This is a genomic window from Neobacillus sp. Fa239 (assembly GCF_055395235.1).
Genome location: NZ_AP041611.1, coordinates 4,774,456 through 4,794,371 on the forward strand (window position 1 = coordinate 4,774,456; position 19,916 = coordinate 4,794,371).

General features: G+C 37.7%; 16 protein-coding genes. 1 reads left to right on the plus strand and 15 read right to left on the minus strand.

Translation table 11 applies throughout. The features are described from left to right. Positions 1 to 190 precede the first annotated feature (190 nt). The 5 genes from ACZ5XR_RS23695 to ACZ5XR_RS23715 form a co-directional block, all read right to left on the minus strand. Complete coding sequence (locus ACZ5XR_RS23695; RefSeq protein ID WP_464498932.1) at positions 191 to 2,500, minus strand: bifunctional glycosyltransferase/CDP-glycerol:glycerophosphate glycerophosphotransferase; 2,310 nt, start codon at positions 2,498 to 2,500, stop codon at positions 191 to 193. Between the two features lie 117 nt (positions 2,501 to 2,617). Then, complete coding sequence (locus tag ACZ5XR_RS23700) at positions 2,618 to 3,796, minus strand: CDP-glycerol glycerophosphotransferase family protein (protein ID WP_464498933.1); 1,179 nt, start codon at positions 3,794 to 3,796, stop codon at positions 2,618 to 2,620. A 248-nt stretch (positions 3,797 to 4,044) separates the two neighbouring features. Beyond that, positions 4,045 to 5,214, minus strand: a complete 1,170-nt coding sequence (locus ACZ5XR_RS23705; protein WP_464498934.1) for a CDP-glycerol glycerophosphotransferase family protein — start codon at positions 5,212 to 5,214, stop codon at positions 4,045 to 4,047. Positions 5,215 to 5,247: 33 nt separating this feature from the next. Continuing rightward, positions 5,248 to 6,273: a ribitol-5-phosphate dehydrogenase gene (locus ACZ5XR_RS23710; RefSeq protein ID WP_464498935.1), complete on the minus strand. Its 1,026-nt coding sequence runs from the start codon at positions 6,271 to 6,273 to the stop codon at positions 5,248 to 5,250. Continuing rightward, positions 6,270 to 6,983 (minus strand): IspD/TarI family cytidylyltransferase, encoded by a 714-nt coding sequence (locus ACZ5XR_RS23715; protein WP_464498936.1) that lies wholly within the window; start codon positions 6,981 to 6,983, stop codon positions 6,270 to 6,272. Before ACZ5XR_RS23715 ends, ACZ5XR_RS23710 begins: the two co-directional genes overlap by 4 nt. 300 nt (positions 6,984 to 7,283) lie before the next feature. Here ACZ5XR_RS23715 and ACZ5XR_RS23720 point away from each other — a divergent pair, with 300 nt between their 5' ends. Then, entirely contained in the window at positions 7,284 to 7,451 is a 168-nt protein-coding gene (locus ACZ5XR_RS23720; RefSeq protein WP_464498937.1) for a hypothetical protein, read from the plus strand. 119 nt (positions 7,452 to 7,570) lie between these two features. On the opposite strand, the gene ACZ5XR_RS23725 is transcribed toward ACZ5XR_RS23720, so the two are convergent. The 10 genes from ACZ5XR_RS23725 to ACZ5XR_RS23770 form a co-directional block, all read right to left on the minus strand. Further along, positions 7,571 to 8,623 (minus strand): glucosaminidase domain-containing protein, encoded by a 1,053-nt coding sequence (locus ACZ5XR_RS23725; RefSeq protein WP_464502419.1) that lies wholly within the window; start codon positions 8,621 to 8,623, stop codon positions 7,571 to 7,573. 53 nt (positions 8,624 to 8,676) lie between these two features. Beyond that, on the minus strand, positions 8,677 to 11,121 hold the full coding sequence (locus tag ACZ5XR_RS23730; RefSeq protein ID WP_464498938.1) for an SH3 domain-containing protein: 2,445 nt from the start codon (positions 11,119 to 11,121) through the stop codon (positions 8,677 to 8,679). Between the two features lie 251 nt (positions 11,122 to 11,372). After that, positions 11,373 to 11,690 (minus strand): EamA family transporter, encoded by a 318-nt coding sequence (locus ACZ5XR_RS23735; RefSeq protein ID WP_464498939.1) that lies wholly within the window; start codon positions 11,688 to 11,690, stop codon positions 11,373 to 11,375. Then, positions 11,687 to 12,055, minus strand: a complete 369-nt coding sequence (locus ACZ5XR_RS23740; protein ID WP_464498940.1) for an EamA family transporter — start codon at positions 12,053 to 12,055, stop codon at positions 11,687 to 11,689. Before ACZ5XR_RS23740 ends, ACZ5XR_RS23735 begins: the two co-directional genes overlap by 4 nt. Continuing rightward, positions 12,042 to 13,919: a DUF6020 family protein gene (locus ACZ5XR_RS23745; protein WP_464498941.1), complete on the minus strand. Its 1,878-nt coding sequence runs from the start codon at positions 13,917 to 13,919 to the stop codon at positions 12,042 to 12,044. The genes ACZ5XR_RS23740 and ACZ5XR_RS23745 overlap by 14 nt, the downstream gene beginning before the upstream one ends. A 36-nt stretch (positions 13,920 to 13,955) precedes the next feature. Then, a complete protein-coding gene (locus tag ACZ5XR_RS23750) occupies positions 13,956 to 14,894 on the minus strand; it encodes a glycosyltransferase family 2 protein (protein WP_464498942.1) in 939 nt (312 codons plus the stop codon). A gap of 257 nt (positions 14,895 to 15,151) precedes the next feature. Next, positions 15,152 to 16,354 carry a DHHW family protein gene (locus ACZ5XR_RS23755; protein ID WP_464498943.1) on the minus strand — a complete coding sequence of 401 codons (1,203 nt, stop codon included), beginning with the start codon at positions 16,352 to 16,354 and terminating at the stop codon, positions 15,152 to 15,154. A gap of 17 nt (positions 16,355 to 16,371) precedes the next feature. Then, on the minus strand, positions 16,372 to 17,790 hold the full coding sequence (locus ACZ5XR_RS23760; RefSeq protein WP_464498944.1) for an MBOAT family O-acyltransferase: 1,419 nt from the start codon (positions 17,788 to 17,790) through the stop codon (positions 16,372 to 16,374). Positions 17,791 to 18,143: 353 nt separating this feature from the next. After that, a complete protein-coding gene (locus ACZ5XR_RS23765; protein WP_464498945.1) occupies positions 18,144 to 18,860 on the minus strand; it encodes a polysaccharide deacetylase family protein in 717 nt (238 codons plus the stop codon). An 87-nt stretch (positions 18,861 to 18,947) separates the two neighbouring features. After that, entirely contained in the window at positions 18,948 to 19,811 is an 864-nt protein-coding gene (locus tag ACZ5XR_RS23770) for a serine hydrolase (RefSeq protein ID WP_464498946.1), read from the minus strand. Between the last annotated feature and the right edge of the window lie 105 nt (positions 19,812 to 19,916).

The window sequence follows — 19,916 nt, forward strand, 5'->3', positions numbered from 1 at the left end:
ATCTCCTTACCTTGTTTATCTATAAACAGGCAGACAACTTTTTATATATGATATCCACATCTGGATTGATCTTAAAATAACTCAACCAATATTATATATCCGGATGTTTGTTATTTCAAACCAGTTCTCTGGAAGATATGCCATATTTTATTAAATAAAAAGGCAGACTTTTAAAGCCTGCCAATTTTTATTATGGCTCAATTAGGGTTTCGACGAACCGCTCGGCCGATTTACCGTCAAGATGGTCAAAGAAGCGTTCTTTAAAACTTTGAATCCGTTCTTTATCAAAATGATCCGCTGTTTTTACTTGTTCAATGACCTCATCTGTCGTCTTAACAATCGGTCCGGGAACAAAGTCTGTGTAATTGTAATAAAAGCCTCGATCCTCCAGATAATCCTCTAAATCATAGGCGTAGAAAATCATTGGTTTTTCCATTAAGGAGAATTCAAATACTAACGATGAATAATCACTAATTAAAATATCTGTAATCATCAAGACATTGTTAATATCATTGCTGCTTAAATTTAACACAAAGTCTTTTGCCGCATCTGGAATTTGTACCTTTTTCGTAACAGATGGGTGCAATTTCAACACCAGTACATATTCGTCAGAAAGTTCTTTTGCCATTTTCGCCAGGTTCAGCTTAATGTTAAAATTGGCTCGCTTTCCAGGTCCCCCACGGAATGTCGGGGCATAGGTGATGATTTTTTTGCCATTAAGCATTGGGTATGTGCCCAAATATCTTTTCCGGACAAACTCAATTGCATCATGATTGAAGAAGACATCTGTTCTTGCTAAACCAAGAGGATAAATGTTTTCCTTCGACATACCGAAAGCTTCTGCATAGTGAGGAATGATTTCCTTACTTGTCACAACAGCTTTTGAATAATTTTGGTGGGCACTCCGCTCAAACTCTCGAGTATTACTTTCCAGATATCCTACTGCACTATGTCCAAATTTTTTAAATGCGCCGGCGGCATGCCATATTTGTATCACTTCAGTTCGCTTTGGCACCTTCAGCTTGTATAAAGGGCGATAATAATCATCTAAAATTAAATACTTGGATGTCGCAATGTCATAATATAGTCTAATAAAATCCTTCATATTGCGTTTTTTCTTAAAATGCCCTTTAATCACATAATCCGGGCGCTTTTCAATCAGCTCATTATAAATATTTTGAAATGAATCCGTTAAAATCGGGAATTTATTTGTCGCCAAAGTGATTTTCTTCTGAACTGGAAGTAATTTAAAAAATGAAAACGCGACGCGGCGGGCATAGGCCATTCTTACCTTTGTTCTTATCTTCTTCAATCTTACTTTGGTCAGAAAATAAAAGATAGGGAACAGGCTATTTTGCTTCCATGCTTTTTTAACCGCTAAAAAGATCAGTTTTTTAGTAGAGGTTTCTAAAGCATGTAATGAACCTGGATCCAGTAATGGGAATACAGCCTTTAACCATTGCAAATAGACTTTCCTTGCCTCGGGAGTGACGAGCAAGATTCTTTCTGCGATTTCATAGGTCATGATTCTATGCAAAGCTGGGAGTTGATTAAACAGGCTAGGATCAAGTGATTTTACCCAGTCCAAGACAAGCAAAAAGGTGGTCACTTGAACTTCTTTATCTTTGCTTACAATGGCACTTCGAAGAGCAGGCCAAATATCAGCTGAAACAATTCGGCTGTAATAGCTTTTCTTTAAGGCTAATCGAGTGACAGAATTGGAGATATATTGATCCCATAATGCATCGGATAGACGGAGACTTGCAAAAATATCTGTCAAAACTTTTACTGAATTCACTCGAACGATTTGTGATAACGATAAATTGGATTCGGTTTCCCTGGAACGGTATTTATAAATGATTTTGTCAACCGTGTAAATCTTTTTAGCTTTTAAATAAGCTTCGATCACAAAGGGCTGATCCTCGGTAACATGGATTCCTTTTGGAAATCGAACATTCTTTACGATTTTCGAACTGTACAGCTTGTTACAAGGTCCCAATGAAAATACTAGTTCGGGGTTTGAAACCAAATCCTTTGTGCCTCGAAGGTATACACCATTATTAAAATGGCTGGCAATAAACCAGGTTTCTCTGCTATTAAAGCTCAAAGAAGTTCCAATAATGACATCTGCCTTTTGCTTTTGAGCGGCTTTGTACATGATTTCTAATGCGTCAGGAGGAAGGAGATCATCTGAATCAACAAAGCTGATAAATTCACCGCGTGCAGCTTCAAGTCCATTATTCCGCGCTTCTCCCGGTCCAGAATTTTCTTGTTTAATTAGCACAATATTATTGTATTTGTTCGCATATTCCTCAATAATGTCAGGGCTCCGATCACTGGAACCATCATCCACCATGATAATTTCAACATGATCTAAAGTCTGATTTACAAGGGAATCTAATGTTTCTTCAATATATTCCTCAACATTGTAAACAGGTGTGATAATACTTACCTTAACCTCTTTTAGATCCGGTCTGGTGATATACTCAAGTTTGGTCATAAAAAATCTCCTCTATTTAATAAAAAACGCCATCCATAAACAAAGTCACTTTTCATTATTCTTAGCATAAATTTGCCAAAATATTTTTGGAATATGATAATCGAGTATAAATTCCAATCAATTAAAAAGCTTGTCCACGACGCGTTTGCTTGATTTTCCATCAGTATGGTCAAAAAAGTATTCCACAAAAGATTGCAGTTTTTCCATTTCAAACTGTTTGTCCTGAATCGTTCCAATTAATTCATCCACCGTCCGAACTAATGGACCCGGAATAAAGGAATAATAATTATAGTAAAAATCCCTTGATGCAATATACTCCTCAACATCCGGAGAATAGAAAATCATTGATTTATTTAATAAAGCATACTCAAAACAAACAGATGAATAATCGGTAATTAAGATGTCTGAAATAAATAATAAATCATTAATTTCACGATACTTTGAGAAGTCATAGAAAAAGTCACGATATTCATCAGGAATTTCCCAATAGTCTTTTACAAAGGGGTGCATTTTAAATAAAAAAACATACTCATCATGTAAAGAATCATAAAGCTTTTTCAAATCCATATATTCTTGCGGGTAATAGGCACTTTGTTGGCCATCCCCGCGAAAGGTCGGTGCAAAAATAATGACCTTCTTTTCACGTAAGAATGGGTACTTGCTGTATAAAGTTTCTCTTACATTTGTTTGGTATTCTTGGTCAAAAAATACATCCGTCCTAGGAATACCGGTTGCGACTACCTTATCCTCATTAATGCCAAACCCCTCTGCATAATGCTTGGCCACATTTTTCGAACTGACAATCGCTTTTGTATAGTTTCGGTGATTTTTGGAATGGGGATCCGGGCCACCCGGACGGCCAACTCGACTATAACCAAAGGTTTTAAATGCCCCGACTGCATGCCATAATTGAATAAAATCGGCACCCGTCCTGATTTTTAGCGGGTAGACAATGGGATAAAAATCATCCACCACGATAAACCTGGCTGTCGCAAGATCATAGGCCAATCGGGATAATTCCGAGTAGGTTTTTGGAGCACCTGTACTGGCTTTCAGCAAAAATCGATACTGATATTCCGGCTTTTCCTTTTTTAATTCACGATAAACAAAATCAAAATTCCCACTCATATCAGTACGACTATCTGAAGCAAATAAAACCTTTTTAGGATTTAAAGGAAGTAAGCAGAATAGGTAGTAAAGAATTCGGAAAACGATTTTACGAAATAAACGGTAAAGTAAATCGGGCTCCTTATTTAGTTGTTTATTTTCATTTTGCTGAGATTGAATATCTGCCATTTGTTACCTCTGCACTCATTTCTGAAATATTGATGTTTTAAATAAGTTATATGAGAAGTTGATTGGAGCGGAAGGTGCGAGACTCCTGCGGGAGCAGCGGGACAGGTGAGACCCCACAGGCGCAAAAGCGCCGAGGAGGCTCACCGCCCGCCCCGCGGAAAGCGAGCATCCTCGTGACAGGCAAAAGGCAGCCTGTCCCTGCGCTGACAATTCAACGAAGCTTTTCTTTGTAGAGCGGAAATCAACTACTAAGTTTGCTTTTCAAGCAGGTGATTGACAATTCGATGACTCGCTTTGCCATCTATACAATCAAAAAAGTGATCTCTAAATTGTTTTATTTTCACCAAATCAAATTCATCATTGGCAATCCAATTAACAAGGGATTCTGTTTCCGTAAAAAAAGGACCAGGAATAAAAGATAAAAAAGGATAATAAAAATCGCGTTCCTTTATATACTCATCCAAATCATTCGCAATAAAGGCAATTGGTCGAACCAACAAGCTATAGTCAAAAATAACGGATGAGAAATCCGTAACAAGGATATCCGCTACAGTTAACAGCTGTTCTATGTTAAAAGTATCCTTTATATGAAAAACAAAATCCTTCTCTTCTTCATTAATAGTTAAATCAGAACCCATATAGGGGTGGAGGTGGATGAGTAACACATACCCCTCAGCAAGGTGCTTTCTCATCACCGAAAAATTAATCGGGCATTGGAAAGATTGCTGATAATGGCTTTTCCCTCGAAAGGTTGGCGCATACAAGATGATTTTTTTATCCTTCATACCAGGGTATTTCTTTCGAATCGATTCCTTTAACCGTTCCTGCTCATATCCGTTAAAAAAATAATCCGTTCTCGGGAGTCCTAATGGAAAAATCCGATCCGCTGACATATCAAATGCTTCTGCATAAAAAGGGATGATCTCTGAAGAACTTACATAGACCCGTGTATAATTCGAATGGACTTTAATATGCTTTAAATATTCCGAGCTTGGTCCGAATGGTTTATCAACCGTGCTGATCCCAAACTTTTTAAAAGCTCCGGCCGCATGCCAAAGCTGAACAATATCCGTTCCTTTACGGGGGGTTATCGCATAGACAGGAAAATAAAAGTCATCGATAATAAAAAAACGTGAGGTGGCCAAATGAAAACTGGCCTTTACCATATGCAGCAAATAATCGAACTTCCCAATAAATGAAGTATTATATTTTTTAAAAAGAAAATTACACGTCCAATTGGGAAATCTTCCGTGTAATTCCTTGTGGATATGAAATAAATTCCCTTCGATTTTCGTCGCTCGGTAGGAAGCAAATGTGACCTTTTCAGGATTTACTTTAAAAAATAGGCATGACAAGTTAAAAACAAACCTAATAAAATATTTCGTCACAATCGTAGGAAGAATCTTTAATGCATACATGTCATGCCAACCTTTCAACAAAAAAAGCCTAAATTATATTTTCCATTCCATAATCGTTTTACCCCAAGAGGTTGTTAAATCCTTTTCAAAAGCTTCCACTAAATCTTGAATCGATTTTACTTCGTGAATCTCACCGACAAGCATGCTGAAATACTCCACGACCTCTGGATGTTCAACCATAAAATTAACCGTATTGACAAAATCGGCCCGTCCGCTTCTGCTGCTGCCAATCATAGTCAGACCTTTTTCGAGGATCATACGGGTATTAACTTCAACAGGATATTCCGATACACCCATGATGGAAAGGGATCCTTCAGGGTTAATAATATCGATCATCTGGTCAATCGCACTCTGGCTGCCTTTGCCGCCTACGCATTCAAATCCATGGTCAATCTGTACCTCTTCAGGGATTTCATCAATTAGGTAGGATTCATCCACAAACGAAAAATGATCCATTTTATATTTAGTTTTTCCAAAGATGATCACCTTACTGTCAGGAAAACGTTTCTTTAAGATAAGGGTGGTGATATAGCCTAAATTCCCATCTCCCCAGACCCCAAATACATTCCTTCGTGAATGGGCCCTTGCTTCAAAACGAACGAGTGCATGCATGCTAATCGTAATTAACTCCATAAATGCTGCTACGGTTGGATCAATTTCTTCAGGAAGTGGAACAACTCGGTCCCTTTTTAAGAAGACATAATCCTGCATAAAACCGTCATAACCACTAGATCGGAATTTACTTGACCGCAAATAATTTTCCGCAATCACTTCATCGTTTTCTGTAGGCGTATTCGGCACCATGACGACACGGGTGCCGGGGGCAAATTCGTTTTTAGGATCAAAAACCACTTTTCCAATTCCCTCATGAATTAGCGCCATTGGCAGCTTTTTAGCCATCGCTTCCTTCCCGCGTGAGCCTGTATAGTAGCGTTGGTCCGCTGCACAAATAGACAGAAACGTAGGACGAACGACAACATTATCTGATTGAAGTGATCTGTCTTTATACGAAATCTCAAACTGCCGTGGAGAAACTAAACGATACACTTGATTAATCATTGCGGAATCCTCTCTTGTATAATGGCATTCGCTACTTTTAAATCGTAAGGTGTTGTGACTTTAATATTAAACAATTCACCTTTTACAATCTTCACTTTGTCGCCGGAAATCGCGCAAATTTTACATGCGTCCGTTAAAATCATCTTTTCGGCATCTGTTAATTCATTGTAATAGCCGACTAATTTATTAATATTAAAGCTCTGAGGAGTTTGCCCTTGATACATCGTATCCCTCACCGGAATATTCGAAATGAACTCGCCATCTTCTGATTGAATGATGGTATCAATGGCTTCAATAACGGTATCGACTGCACCGTATTTAAGAGCCGCATCAATGTTTTCTTCAATGATTCTATGTGTTAAAAACGGCCTTACAGAATCGTGTGTAACAATGATATCCTCATCATTAATTCCAAAGGTGTTTTCGAGATAGCGGATGCCGCTCATGATCGATTCATTGCGGTCTTTACCACCTTCCACTACAATAATTCTCTCGTCGCTGCCGATATATTTTTTAATAATATCCTTTGTATGATTAATCCATTCTTTCGGAGTTATTACCAGGATTTTTTCGAAGCGGTCATTTAGAATAAACTTTTCAATTGTATGGATAATAATAGGTTTACTATTAAGGGTTAAGAATTGTTTAGGCATATTGATATTGCCCATTCTTGTTCCTTTTCCACCTGCAAGTATTTCTGCATAAATCATTTTTCAGACTCCTTTTTCATCGATATTTATCGAACTGGCAATTGGATGGTTAAGCAAACGTATTTCACAGAAACTTTTAAATAATTATCGTTAAAAACTGACAAAGGTTGACAAAAAAACTCAATTAAAACTATACACTTTTTCACTTTCATTATCAAGAGACATCCGCTTGACTAATGGCTTAATTAAGATCCTATTTCATTAAAAATCTACTTAAATTTTGACAGAATTTTTGGTATTCAACTGTCATAATGAGGATATACTAGTTCAAAGAATAAAATATAAAGGAAGGTGCTTTTTATGCCTCGATGTAAAGATTGTGGAAACGAAGAAACAGCGGACTATATGGTAAATGGCTTTTGTGAAGACTGTCTCGAGTACCATCATTCATCGGATGAAAGTGACACCCCTTTCCATCATGACCCAGCATTAGGTTTTTTCAAAGATTGGAGCAGCGAAAATTCTTGAAACCCTTGTGTAAATGCCTTCATAGTCCGTTATTCTCCTCTGATTGACTCTCATTTCATTCCTTTTAAAAACACACAACAAAAGACGTGTGCCCGTTCACACGTCTTTTGTTTGTATGATTATAAAAGTTCTCTGGCAATGTAGGAGGTGCTTACCCAGCCATCTTTTCCATTTACCAATTTCACCTTGTACCATTGTTTCGTGCTATCCATAATTAATTTTCCGGCAGGATCCAATTGTAATTGGACATAATTATTTAAGTACAATTGGCCGATAATATTTTTATTATCTATCGTACTCGGATCGGATCGGACATTTAAACTTGGGGTAATGACTCTTCCCAGGTTTAACACGGATAGATAGCCCTTGTATTTTGAGAAACGGATGGAATCAATCCAGGAAATTTTATTCCCAATTTGGACTTTCACATTGTACTCATTTGTTTTTTCGAGCAGGATAAACGTCGTGCCTTTTTTAACATCAGATGTTAAATCCATATTGGCAATGGCTTGGATCCCTGCCGGAAATATATCGCTTCCTATAGGGATTCCCGGTGTTAAAGGAACGGAAGGATGAATCACTGCATTTGTATAGTACTGTTTATCAAATGGCAGAATTCCTTGCATATGCTGGGCAATGGCATTGCCCCAGTTGGGGTCGCTTGCATACCAAAAATTCATTCCGATACTCTTGCTGTCAATCCTTGTTCCATATGCATCATTGGTACGATATCCAAGGAACGCACCCTCGAAATGAGTGCCATCTGGGTTTAAGTAATCTGCTTTCATTTTTTGGGCAATATAATTGATACAATCCTCAATGGTTGTAAAACGGTATGCCGCAAAAAACGGGGAGGCATCATAAGCACCATAGCCAAACAAATTCTTTTTCCCTAATGAAATATTGGACATGCCAAAGTTGCTTTCATGAATGGCATGGGCGGCAAGGTATAGTGAATTCACCCCAAATTTATTTCCCGCATCTATAAAAGCCTGCCCTTTTCCGATTAAAACACTCTGTCTCCCAGCTACATTTCTCTCAATATAATCATTGATCTGCTTGGCTGTGACGGTCGATTGGGTGTAATAGGGGCGGTCATCCCGCTCCCAATTAGTAATCCTGTTGATAAAATTAAGACTTTCCCCATGTATTTCACCTGAGCCACTTCCTATCTCTCTATCTCTTTCTTTTCTAAATTCAAAGCTTTTATGAAACTATTAATCTATTATTTAAAATCTCTGCTATAAATATAAGCTGAACTTACCCATCCGGTAGTACCATTGGGCAATACCACCTCGTACCAGGATTTATTAGGATCCATCACCAATGATCCATCTTTTTGGAGCACGATTTGGACAAGATCATTCAAGGATAAGACAGCAATTGGCGCCTTTGCCGTAGAAGGGTCTTGACGTACATTTAATTGATCGATGGTCACTCTGCCGAGATTTAAAACGGATAGATAGTTGGAATAAGAACTAAATTTAATATTGTTTATCCAGAATTCCTTTCCCGCGTAATTGACTCTCAAACGGAAATCGTTTGTTTTTTCAAGAACAAAAAACGAATTGCCTTTTGGAATACCGATTGAGCTGTCTTTCGAAATAGCGACAATGCCCTGAGGGAACAAATCACTTCCAACCGGAACATCCGGTCTTGCGGGAATAATGGTATCCGCATTTGCATTTGCATAATAGGCTTTATCATAGTGAAGAATATTTTCCATATGCTGTGCAATCGCCTTGCCCCAGTTGGGATCGCTCGCATAATAAAAATTCATGCCTTCACTATTCTCATCAATTCTTGTGTTTGACATTGATTTGGTGCTGAAGCCGAGATAGGGACCTTGATACTTCCAGCTTAAAGGATTTAGATAGGTTGATTTAATTTCACTGGCGATATAGTAAATGCAATCATCTACGCTCTCAAAACGGTACGCCGACATATATGGCGCCGCATCATAAGCACCAAAGCCGAATAAATTATTTTTCCCTATGGAAATCGGCGATGTTCCGTAGGCGCTTTCATGGATCGCGTGTGCCGCCAAGTAAAGAGCATTTACGCCATACTTTTTTCCTGCATCAATAAAAACCTGCCCTTTGCCGGCAAGAATGCTTGTCTTACCAGTTAATTTCACATAACCCGCAATGTAATTGTTAATTTGCGCGGCCGTGACCGGAGACTGCGTCCTAAGATCAATGAATTGATAGCTATCCCGATTTCCCATTGGATCACCTGTTATGACTTGTTCGAGATAAGTTCCGTAAACATAACCGGTATTTCCGCCATAAGACACCTTATACCAGTTGTCCGAAGTTTTACTCGTCGGAATGACAATGGTCCCCTTCGGAATGACGGCCAGCCTCGTCGAACTTGTGTCGCTTGTTTGTCGTAGATTTAAATCTGCCAAGATTAAGTAAGTTGCCTGTGAAAAAGGTACTTCCGGATTAACCGGCGGGTTATCCGCGACTTTTTGTAGTGAGGTTCCATTGATGTACCCTGTCACCCCGTTATAGACAACCTTATACCAACCGTTTTCGGTTATGTCGGTTGGCGTCAGCTTTGTTCCTTTAGGGATGGACGAAAGAAGATTTGAAGCATCATCAGGATAAATCCGTAAAACCCCATCTGTTACAGCGATGAAATCTGCCGGTGCATCTAAGTTTTTTTCAGTAGGCTGACTGTATTTCGTCACATCACCATCATATACATAGCCCTTTTTTCCATTAATAGTGACGGCATACCAGTCACCAATTTTTTGATTGATCGAAAGGAACGTTTCCTTTGGAATCTGCAGGATCTTCGTAAAGATCTTCCCGACAGAATCATACAAATAGGTATCGACATTTGCTTGATAATCTGCAGGTGCAAAGGTTTGGGGAACCGATTTTCTGACATTACGGCTATTCACATAAAGCTTTTTGCCGTTATACGTAATTTGATACCAAGTTTCCCCGATGCTATTCGTCACTTGATAGACGGAATTAAAACCATTGCCTTCTTGAACACTGTAAACAGCTCTATTCTTCGTATCAGCTGTGGGGTACAGGCTGACTGTTCCTATTGTAAAATAATAGGCATTTGTAATCGTATGAGATTGATAGTATTCCTTCAAATATGTACCTATTACCCACCCAGTGGTTTTTACCGTTTTTCCATTCAATGTATAGGAGTAAACGGTCTTATACCAACTCCCGATCTTTTCAGAGCTGGAAATAACCGTTCCTTTAGGGATGGTTAATAAAGATTTATATGTAGTGCCTGCACCGGAACGAAGATTTAGACTTTCGGCCGTTTGAAACATGGTTTGTATAAATTGTTGGGAACTTATAGCCGGTGCTTTAGCCGTCACTACTTTTTTTAAATAGGATCCGCTAACCCAGCCTGTTTTCGTTACCTTTTTTCCTTTGACCATAGATTGATAGGTTAGATGATACCAATTTCCTGTTTGTTCAAAAGCTATAACAGCTGTTGATTTTGGGATCAACATAATGATTTGATTCTTTGTACCCGGTCCTTGGCGCATATAAACATTACCAGTAGTTTGATAGCTGATATAGGCCAGTTTTAAGATACTAACAGCTTCTGCCTTCCAGGGAGTATACGGTGTCACCGCCCCGCTAAAAACTAAACTGGTTGACAAGAGAACAATTTTCCCTATTTTTTTCATCCAATCTCACCCTCATCGCCTTTCTTTCATCAAATCTCTCTTAAAATTTGCAAAATTCTACAATACTAGTATTATTATCCCTTATTAAAAAAACTTTTTAAATAGATACGGGCGAAATACTTATTCAAAAATGAAAAAATAGGAATATTTTCTTATATATTCAACTAATGGATAGCAATAAAAATTTTACTAAATAAAAAAAATCAAGGAATAACTCCTTGATTTTTTTTATTTACGTTACATTCGATTGGTTATTGAACAATGACAAAGGAACCAAGCAGGATTAATGTAACACCAATAATTTTAAACCTATTAATTTTTTCCTTTAAGATATACTTCGATAAAACCATCGTCCAAACATATGTTATCGATGTTAATGGAAAAACGATCGAATAGGGCAGCATTCTCAATAAATACACATTTAACAGTGCACCGATTCCGTACATACCACAGCCTAATATGAAAAAAAACAGCTTTTCTTTGGGACGATCAAATCTCGAGACTTGCTTAAATAAAAGGCCACCCATTGAGCCAATGAACGTCATTGCTACCAAAATAATCCAATTCATTTACTCACCGACTCACTTTTCACCGATTCACTTTTACCGCCAACGCCGATAAAGATTGCCCCTGATATGATAAGAACATTCCCTATTATTTTTACAAGCGTTAGTTTTTCACTTAAAAAAAATACTTCGATTAATATGGCAATCACATATCCAATACTTAGCAGAGGGTGAAGAACAGACAGACTCCCAAAGCGAAAAGCAATAATCATTAAAATTGCACCAATTCCGTAACATAAAAAACCAATGTACAGCTGCCATGATTGGAAACCGCTGCTAGATAGTTTCCAAAAAGCCTGGCCGACAGCGGTAAACGTCGCAGATAAAATCATCATGAAGATTCCGATAGAAAGCTTATTCTTTATCATGATTGAACTCCATTTTTAGTGGTGATTTGAATTTACCATATAACAACAGGAACGGTACACTCATAATAAAACTATAGGAATAGCGGAAATCTGTTGCAGGAATGGCGATCGCAATCGTCAGCAAAACAAATAGGGCAGGTGCATACACAAGGAAACCTTTCCCTTTATATCTTTGGATGGAGGCACTTAAGCCAAGCAGTAATAAAAACAAATAGATCGCTCCTTTGGCAAATAGTGATTGCCATAAACCACTACTTTGCAGCCCTTTAAATTGAGCATCAAAGTGATTTTTCAACTCCACCTGTTTGGAAGTTGTTTTCAAAGGATCAATCGTTTTTAACGCTGTGCTCTTGTACTGTTTAAGGGATAGGATCCTTTCATTCGGAAAAGCCTCCCTTACCTCTTTTACGTAAGCAACATAAGCATTATTTATCGTAGACATCTCTGATTGACCCTTAAGCGAATTTAAAAACGATAAATCTGCCATCCGTACATTTAATGGATAATCCTCCAAATTCAATGGTGGACCGACATATACATGATAATCAGGTGGAGAATAAAATTGCCATAAAACAGACACCTGACTGAGATAGGCGTTCACATATATTCCAAGGTTTAGTCGTAATAATTTCTCCCAATTTACCAAATATGCCGCAAAATCCTTTGTAATCACTTCCGAATTATATAATGGATCATGCTTGATTGGGTCTACTGTATAGGGATTATAATCCTTTACCCATTGGTCTGCCGGCAAAATGTTACTAAAATACTTTTTTACCTCTGGTGTGAATCGGCCATTATTTTTAAAAGTTGCCGCAATCTGTTGTGATGGAATCGCCAATGCTTGGTTCAAAGGATTCTTAATAACGTGCAAATAGGTCATTAATGGATAATTGAACAATAAATGCAGAGCAACAATGATTCCGGACATCACCAGTAATTTTTTTCTAATCGCTCCCATGAGAATAATAAGGAAAATAAGCGCTAATAGCAAGGCAATAAATCCATTATTTCTCAAATTCATTGTCACAAAGCAAACCATAATAAACATCAAACAATGTAATTTTTTATCAAGCCATTGACCATTCGTTTGCGTAATTTTGGAAAAATAAACGGCTGTTAATAATAAAAAGGCAGCAAACGGAATGTCCTTCCACATTGTCACAACATAAAATCCATTGACCGGATAAAATGCATACGCTAAAGATAAAGCAACCAGTAACCATCTTGGGGCACCAAATGATTGAAGAACATATAAAGAATATCCGATAATACAGGCAACAACCACTATTTGGCTGACAATATAAGCCGCCGGTGAATCATAAATCGTTGATGCTGCTTGAATCCACAAAGTGTGAAGCATCGGATGCCATGCATTATATTGTTTGATCCCATGTGCCATCGACCATTGCCAAAATGAATCATAGGTCATTTTCCCAGGGTAATATGCCAAAAAGTACCTTGTCCAATTGGCGATCGGAATAGCGATATAAATGAACAACCACCATTTGCTTTGCTTTCCTTTCCTTGCTGCAAATGGCCTGCTGAGCTCTGTCATCAATAAATAGAAAGAAAATGCGATTACAGCAATGGATACAAGGAGAATGACATAAGAAAAATCGAAATTTGATAATTTCAGATGCCCATTATTGGAACTATACAGCCAAAAACTGGCCAATAAAAGGCTGACCAATAATTTTGAAAACGAAAATGTTAAAATGTCCATATTTCTATAAAGCAAGATGATATGAATAATTAAATAGGCGCACAAAAGAAAAGAAAAAGCCTGATCCGTATAGTATTCATTGGTAACCAAAATCCCAAGAATTGAAAGAATGACTAAAATCAATTTTTTTATATTCACAGAACTGTTTCCCCTAGCTGCAATAGGTATGCTTTACTAAATTATCTTTTTAATTTTGAGTAGCTCAATCATGTACAATTGCTTGTGCTTATGGGCCAAAGTGTCTAAAATGAGACCGCACATAAAGAACAGCATCGATAATAACATCAAGCCTGTCGATAAAATAGCTGTCGGCACCCTTGTGACATATTTAGTTTTTATAAACTCGACAATCACAGGAATACCACAGGAAAGTCCCACAATCAAAAAGAGCAAAGAAATAATTCCAAAAAACAAGAACGGCTTACAATCTTTAAAGAGCTTTAAAATCGTCATGATTACCTTATATCCGTCTGAAAAGGTATTTAATTTCGATTCGCTTCCTTCAGGGCGATCGCGATAATCAATTTCAACTTCCTTAATAAGGAAGCGATTTTCTAAAGCATGAATACTCATTTCAGTTTCAATCTCAAAGCCTGGACTTAAGATCGGCATGGTTTTCACGAAAAATCGATCAAAACCTCTAAATCCGGTCATAATATCTTTAATTTCACTTTTATAAATCCAATTAATTAAACTCCTAACGAAGAAATTACCGAAATTATGGAAATTACGCTTGTTTTCCTCTGTGTAGGTTCCATTTGATAAGCGATCCCCAATCACTAAGTTTGCCTCTTTATTCATTAAAGGCTCTAATAATTTAGGAGCAAACTCTGCTGGATAGGTATCATCTCCATCAACCATGATATAATAATCTGCTTCTATATCCCTAAACATGGATCGAACAACATTTCCTTTTCCCTGGCGTGGTTCATATCGCACAATGGCACCATGTTCCAAGGCTATTTTTGATGTTTCGTCACTGGATTTATTATCATAGACATAGATTTTGGCATTTGGCAGTACTCTTTTATAGTCATCTATTACCTTCCCGATTGTTAATTCCTCATTGTAGCAAGGTATTAGAACAGCGATCTCGTATTGTTCAAACATCATTATTCACTCCATTGATTTCCTTTTATTAATATGATTGGTTTATGACCTATCCATTCATTTTACGAAAGAAAATGTCCCCCTCATTATTTCAGTATAAACTATTATAGGTACCCTATTACCTAGCTTTTTACAATTTCATTTAAAATTAATGTTTTAAATGGCAACCGTTAATAGTAAACCTGTTTTTGGAAATCCGCAAAAAAACACCCACTAATATTCTTAGGGGTGTTTTTATCATTATTTTATTTTTTCTTGTCTTACTGATTTTCGCCCTGTCCGGGATGGTTAAAGTTTGTTAGTGCCGGAGTAACAACTAATGAATTTATATTATTTAGCAAGATAACTTGGTCGATTTTATTCTTCACCACATATTGTTCCACTGACATTTTATTGTAATGCCTTAAGTCCAATATATGTGTTTCTTTATAATGCGGCACAAGGAATTGTACAAATGCATTTGCGTAAGAATCTTTTATCACTAAGACGTTTTTACCGTGAGGCATGTTCGGATTCGTAATCTTTACTTCAGGAAAATCCCCGCCTATATAAGCCAAATAACGGTTCGTATACTTATCCGGTAAATTTAAATAAGACTTGTTATATAATCCGCTGAGTGTACGTGTTCCCGATTTTACAATATAAGGCTTATATCGGCCTTTAAGCTTAGCGACAAGAATTTGATCGGCTTTTTTTGCATTCGCACTGGTTGTTTTTCGCGCATCCGAACCATAAAAAGGTTTACCCTCTATATTCCATGAGTAATTATTATAGTTAAAAACATGATCCTTGCTTTTTTCAGTGTTAATAATATAGTTCATCACATTTTGATAAGCATAAAATGCCGCCTTTGCCTCCCAGTGATGGTCTGTATAGAAAAACATGTATTCCTCATTTAAATGTTTTTTCAGTGTATCCCGAGAATCAATCGGATGGGCAAGCTTATTTAGGTTTTTATAGATAAGATCCATATCCTGTTGACCGTAGCTTGGATAATAACTTGGAAATTCCGATTCCATCATCGTGGACTTATTTGGCATTAAGGCTGTGAATACAGTGACATTCCTTTTAGCCATATTATTAGCAAAATCATTAATTCTTCCGGCAATTTTCTTTGCGTTTGCCGGTGTAACGGCAGGTACTTTCGACAACAGATAGCCATTTTGGGCAACATAAACATCTTTTACTACACTTTGTTTCAAAACATCTTTATTAATGGCGGCGTTCGCTTCAATAAAGGAATCCCGCATTGGAAACTGATCATTATAATATTGCTCAAAACGCTTGGAGTAATCCCCCGCCAATAAATTTTTAGCGGTTAAATCAGGTCTTTGCGTCAATTTTCTATTTTCGATAACAGATTGCGCCTTTGACGGGATGACCAATTTGCTGAGAAAGAAACCAAATATCGTTAAAAGAAAAACGGTTATTAGTATAATCCCTTGTACATTCGTTTTTTTCATAATGTCCTCCATATCAATTAGAAACGGAAATAAATAAATGGATTAAAGGTTGATGAAACTACACTAACCAGCGACAAGAAGAAAATGAGTACATAACCTGTTGAAACGATTAAGTTCCGACTGAATACATTTCCAAGGTTTCTCCCTTTTGGTAAGAGTTTTTTGATCACCTGGAAAACTGGAATAGAGACGATAATGGCCAGAAGAATGATCATTCCATTTTGGGCAGAGTAGTAAACGGCCTGCTGATCCCATAAAGAATTTCCATTTGCTCCAAACATGGACTTTACATAACTGAAGGCATAACCAAATGTTGCTGCACGGAAAAACACCCAGCCAATGATGACAGCAAGCAGTGCATAAAGATGCTGAAATACTCTTGGAATCCGCTTTAAAAATTTGAGCAAAAAGGCTTTTTCCAGCATAATTAATGCTCCGTAATATAAACCCCATGCGATAAACGTCCATGCTGCACCGTGCCAGAACCCGGTGGCCAGCCAGACAATAAAAAGGTTGCGATAGTTCTGAAGGGTGGTGCCGCGATTCCCTCCTAGAGGAATATATAAATAATCCTTGAACCAAGTACCTAACGAAATATGCCATCTTCTCCAAAACTCTGTAGCAGATCGGGAAATATAAGGGTAATTGAAGTTCTCCAAGAAATCAAAACCAAACATTTTCCCTAACCCGATGGCCATATCAGAGTATCCTGAAAAGTCGAAGTAAATTTGCAGTGAATAGGCAATAGCCCCTAACCAGGCTAGACCGACAGATAAATGATCGGCAGGCATGGCAAAAATTTGGTCTGCAACCCAGCCGCAATTATTTGCCAAAATCATTTTTTTGGCAAGGCCAATAATAAAACGCTTCGTTCCTACCGCAAACTTTTCAACCGTTTCTTTTCGGTCCGTGATTTGTTCGGCAACCGTTTGATAACGGACAATTGGGCCGGCGATTAGCTGAGGGAACAGCGCTTTGTACATAGCCATATTGATCAAATTGCGCTGTGCTTTACCATCTTTTCGGTACACGTCGATCACATAGCTTAAGCCTTGAAAGGTAAAGAAAGATATCCCTAATGGTAATGCAATATGTTTTAATACAATCGAGCTGCCAAACAGCGAATTGATATTTGTAACAAAGAAATTGGCATATTTAAAAATGCCTAACATGGACAGATTAACAAAAACGGTCAACCCTAACAACCACTTAGCTTTTACCCTATGATCTCTATATTTATCGACCAATATGGCAAATACATAATTTATCAAAATGAAAAAGATTAAGATTAATAGAAACTTAGGTTCACCCCATGCATAAAAAAACAAGCTGGCAAATAGCAATAGAGTGTTTTTCAGTTTTCTTGGTACGATATAGTAAAGTGTCAGGACAATGGGTAAATACAGGAACAGAAATACCGTTGAGGTAAATAACAAATGTTCTCCCCTCCAATTTTCTCTTTATATTATTCTAGGAAAATAATCAATAGATAATTCAGTTGGAATTATAACATATTTACTTATCAATTTAGGTTGTTAAAAATTTCATTTTGTTTACACAAAAAAGACAAACCCTTGATCTGGTTTGCCTTTTTTGTGTTTTGGGTTATTTAACTTAGTTGTTGATTTCCGCTCCAGGCGCTCGCTTTCCGCGGGGAGGTTCGGGAGCCTCCTCGGCGCTTTGACGCCTGCGGGGTCTCCCGTAACCTCTGTATCCCGCAGGAGTCGAGCGCCTTCCGCTCCAATCAATAGTGTAAAAAAATTAATATTCATTTTTTTACAAAGTCTATTTAAAACCGGCGATCACCCCAAAAATTCATGACAATATGATGCTTGGGGTTATATACTTCCAATTTGTAGCCCTTGCTTCTAAGATAGTCAATGATGGTCGGCAGCTGCTGGGCAGTTCCCTTTGAATCGTGGAAAAGAATGACGATCGGCCCTTTTTTCCCGACAAGTCCGGATTTGACCCTTGATGTAATGACGCTCGGATTGGTTCGATTATACTTCCAATCCAATGTATCGATATTCCAGTCCCACATCTTAAAGCCCTTTTTTGCTAAAGCATTGAGGGAAGCTTTTGTCATATAGGGCTTGCTGCCGTACGGGACTCTAGTAAGATGGCTATTAAAATGGGCAACCCTTAATAAGGTCTGTCTGGTAATTTCCATTTCATTTGCGACATTATTAGAACTGCCGCGATATAACTTCTTTATATCATGGGAAACACTATGTAACGCGGGATAGTTGCCTTCCTTGATCATCCTGTTCACCGTTTTGGGATTGCGGCTTATATTTCCAGATATCATAAAAAAAGTAGCATGGGCCTTTTTTCTTTTTAAAATATCAAGAATCATAGGTGTGTACTGATTTGGTCCATCATCGAATGTCAAATAGATGACCTTACTAGATTGATATTCTGCAGCATGTGTAACGGACTCAGAGTAAAATCCCGAACTAAATAATAGCAGCATAGTAATAAACACTGTTGCGGTCTTTTTAAACATATTCATCCCCCTTATAAAACCTTGGTTTTATATATATGTTTAAAACTATTACATTAGCATTTACTGCAGGTTAATAATTTTGAAAGGTCATTTTGTGCCGTACTTAGCTTTATGGTTTTTATAAGCTATTGCGGCCAAATCAGCGATCACCTTTTGCGATTTATTATAGGAAATATTTTTCGTCATAATCGCTAATACAAATGGGTGTTGATCAAAAACAATCGCTACATCGTTATAAACCAGGTACATTGGGATCATTCCCACCTTGTGCGCTATAGACGGTCCCTTGATACCACGGGGGATTGTGGTGTTATAGATGGTTTTTTTCATATAACCTATCAATTCTTTACCAAGCGGGTTTGTGAGGGAGAATTGATAAACCTTTTTCGCGTAAAGGGTTAAATCAGCGGCAGACATATAATTATGTCCATTGGGATAGGCATATTGACCACCGAGACTCTTCATAAATTTAATCAGATTCGCTTGACCCACACGTTCCTTCAGCATAATGAACGCAATATTATCACTATAGATGATTGCTTTTTTGACTAGGTCACGGATCGTATAGGCTGTTCCCACCTTTTGATATTGAATCACGCCGCTGCCGCCATAATAATGATGCTTCTTGTAAACAAGTTTTTGGTTTAGGTTGATTTTCTTTTTCGCAGCCAGCTCCATGATGTACAATGTGAGCGGTAACTTGATCGTACTGGCAGCGAGCATAGGCTTATTCCCGTTAATTTGGAATCCTTGCCCGCTTTTCAAATCCTGGTACTGGATGGTAACAGTACCACCAGCCTTTTTGATGTATTGCTTTAGCTCGGCTGTCACCTTACTTGAAAAGGTTTGCTGTACTGTCAAGGCGGTTGCGCTTGCGCTTTTGCTTGGCATCATGATCGCAAATAACAATAAAACAACTAAAAAACCTGTTCCTAAACAACTAAACTTCAATTTTCCTCCACCCTTTGTCTAGTAATCTATTTTTTTAAGGGGTCAGACCCCCGGCGCTTTAACGCTTAAAAGCGTTGGGGGTCTGACCCCCATGTTGACTTATTC

Bases quoted from the DNA above. Each gene is read 5' to 3' on its own strand.
- ACZ5XR_RS23765 (WP_464498945.1), bottom strand. From the start codon at position 18,860: ATGTTTAAAAAGACCGCAACAGTGTTTATTACTATGCTGCTATTATTT.
- ACZ5XR_RS23730 (WP_464498938.1), bottom strand. From the start codon at position 11,121: ATGAAAAAAATAGGGAAAATTGTTCTCTTGTCAACCAGTTTAGTTTTT.
- ACZ5XR_RS23715 (WP_464498936.1), bottom strand. From the start codon at position 6,983: ATGATTTATGCAGAAATACTTGCAGGTGGAAAAGGAACAAGAATGGGC.
- ACZ5XR_RS23755 (WP_464498943.1), bottom strand. From the start codon at position 16,354: ATGAAAAAAACGAATGTACAAGGGATTATACTAATAACCGTTTTTCTT.
- ACZ5XR_RS23720 (WP_464498937.1), top strand. From the start codon at position 7,284: ATGCCTCGATGTAAAGATTGTGGAAACGAAGAAACAGCGGACTATATG.
- ACZ5XR_RS23695 (WP_464498932.1), bottom strand. From the start codon at position 2,500: ATGACCAAACTTGAGTATATCACCAGACCGGATCTAAAAGAGGTTAAG.
- ACZ5XR_RS23740 (WP_464498940.1), bottom strand. From the start codon at position 12,055: ATGATAAAGAATAAGCTTTCTATCGGAATCTTCATGATGATTTTATCT.
- ACZ5XR_RS23705 (WP_464498934.1), bottom strand. From the start codon at position 5,214: ATGTATGCATTAAAGATTCTTCCTACGATTGTGACGAAATATTTTATT.
- ACZ5XR_RS23700 (WP_464498933.1), bottom strand. From the start codon at position 3,796: ATGGCAGATATTCAATCTCAGCAAAATGAAAATAAACAACTAAATAAG.
- ACZ5XR_RS23710 (WP_464498935.1), bottom strand. From the start codon at position 6,273: ATGATTAATCAAGTGTATCGTTTAGTTTCTCCACGGCAGTTTGAGATT.
- ACZ5XR_RS23750 (WP_464498942.1), bottom strand. From the start codon at position 14,894: ATGATGTTTGAACAATACGAGATCGCTGTTCTAATACCTTGCTACAAT.
- ACZ5XR_RS23735 (WP_464498939.1), bottom strand. From the start codon at position 11,690: ATGAATTGGATTATTTTGGTAGCAATGACGTTCATTGGCTCAATGGGT.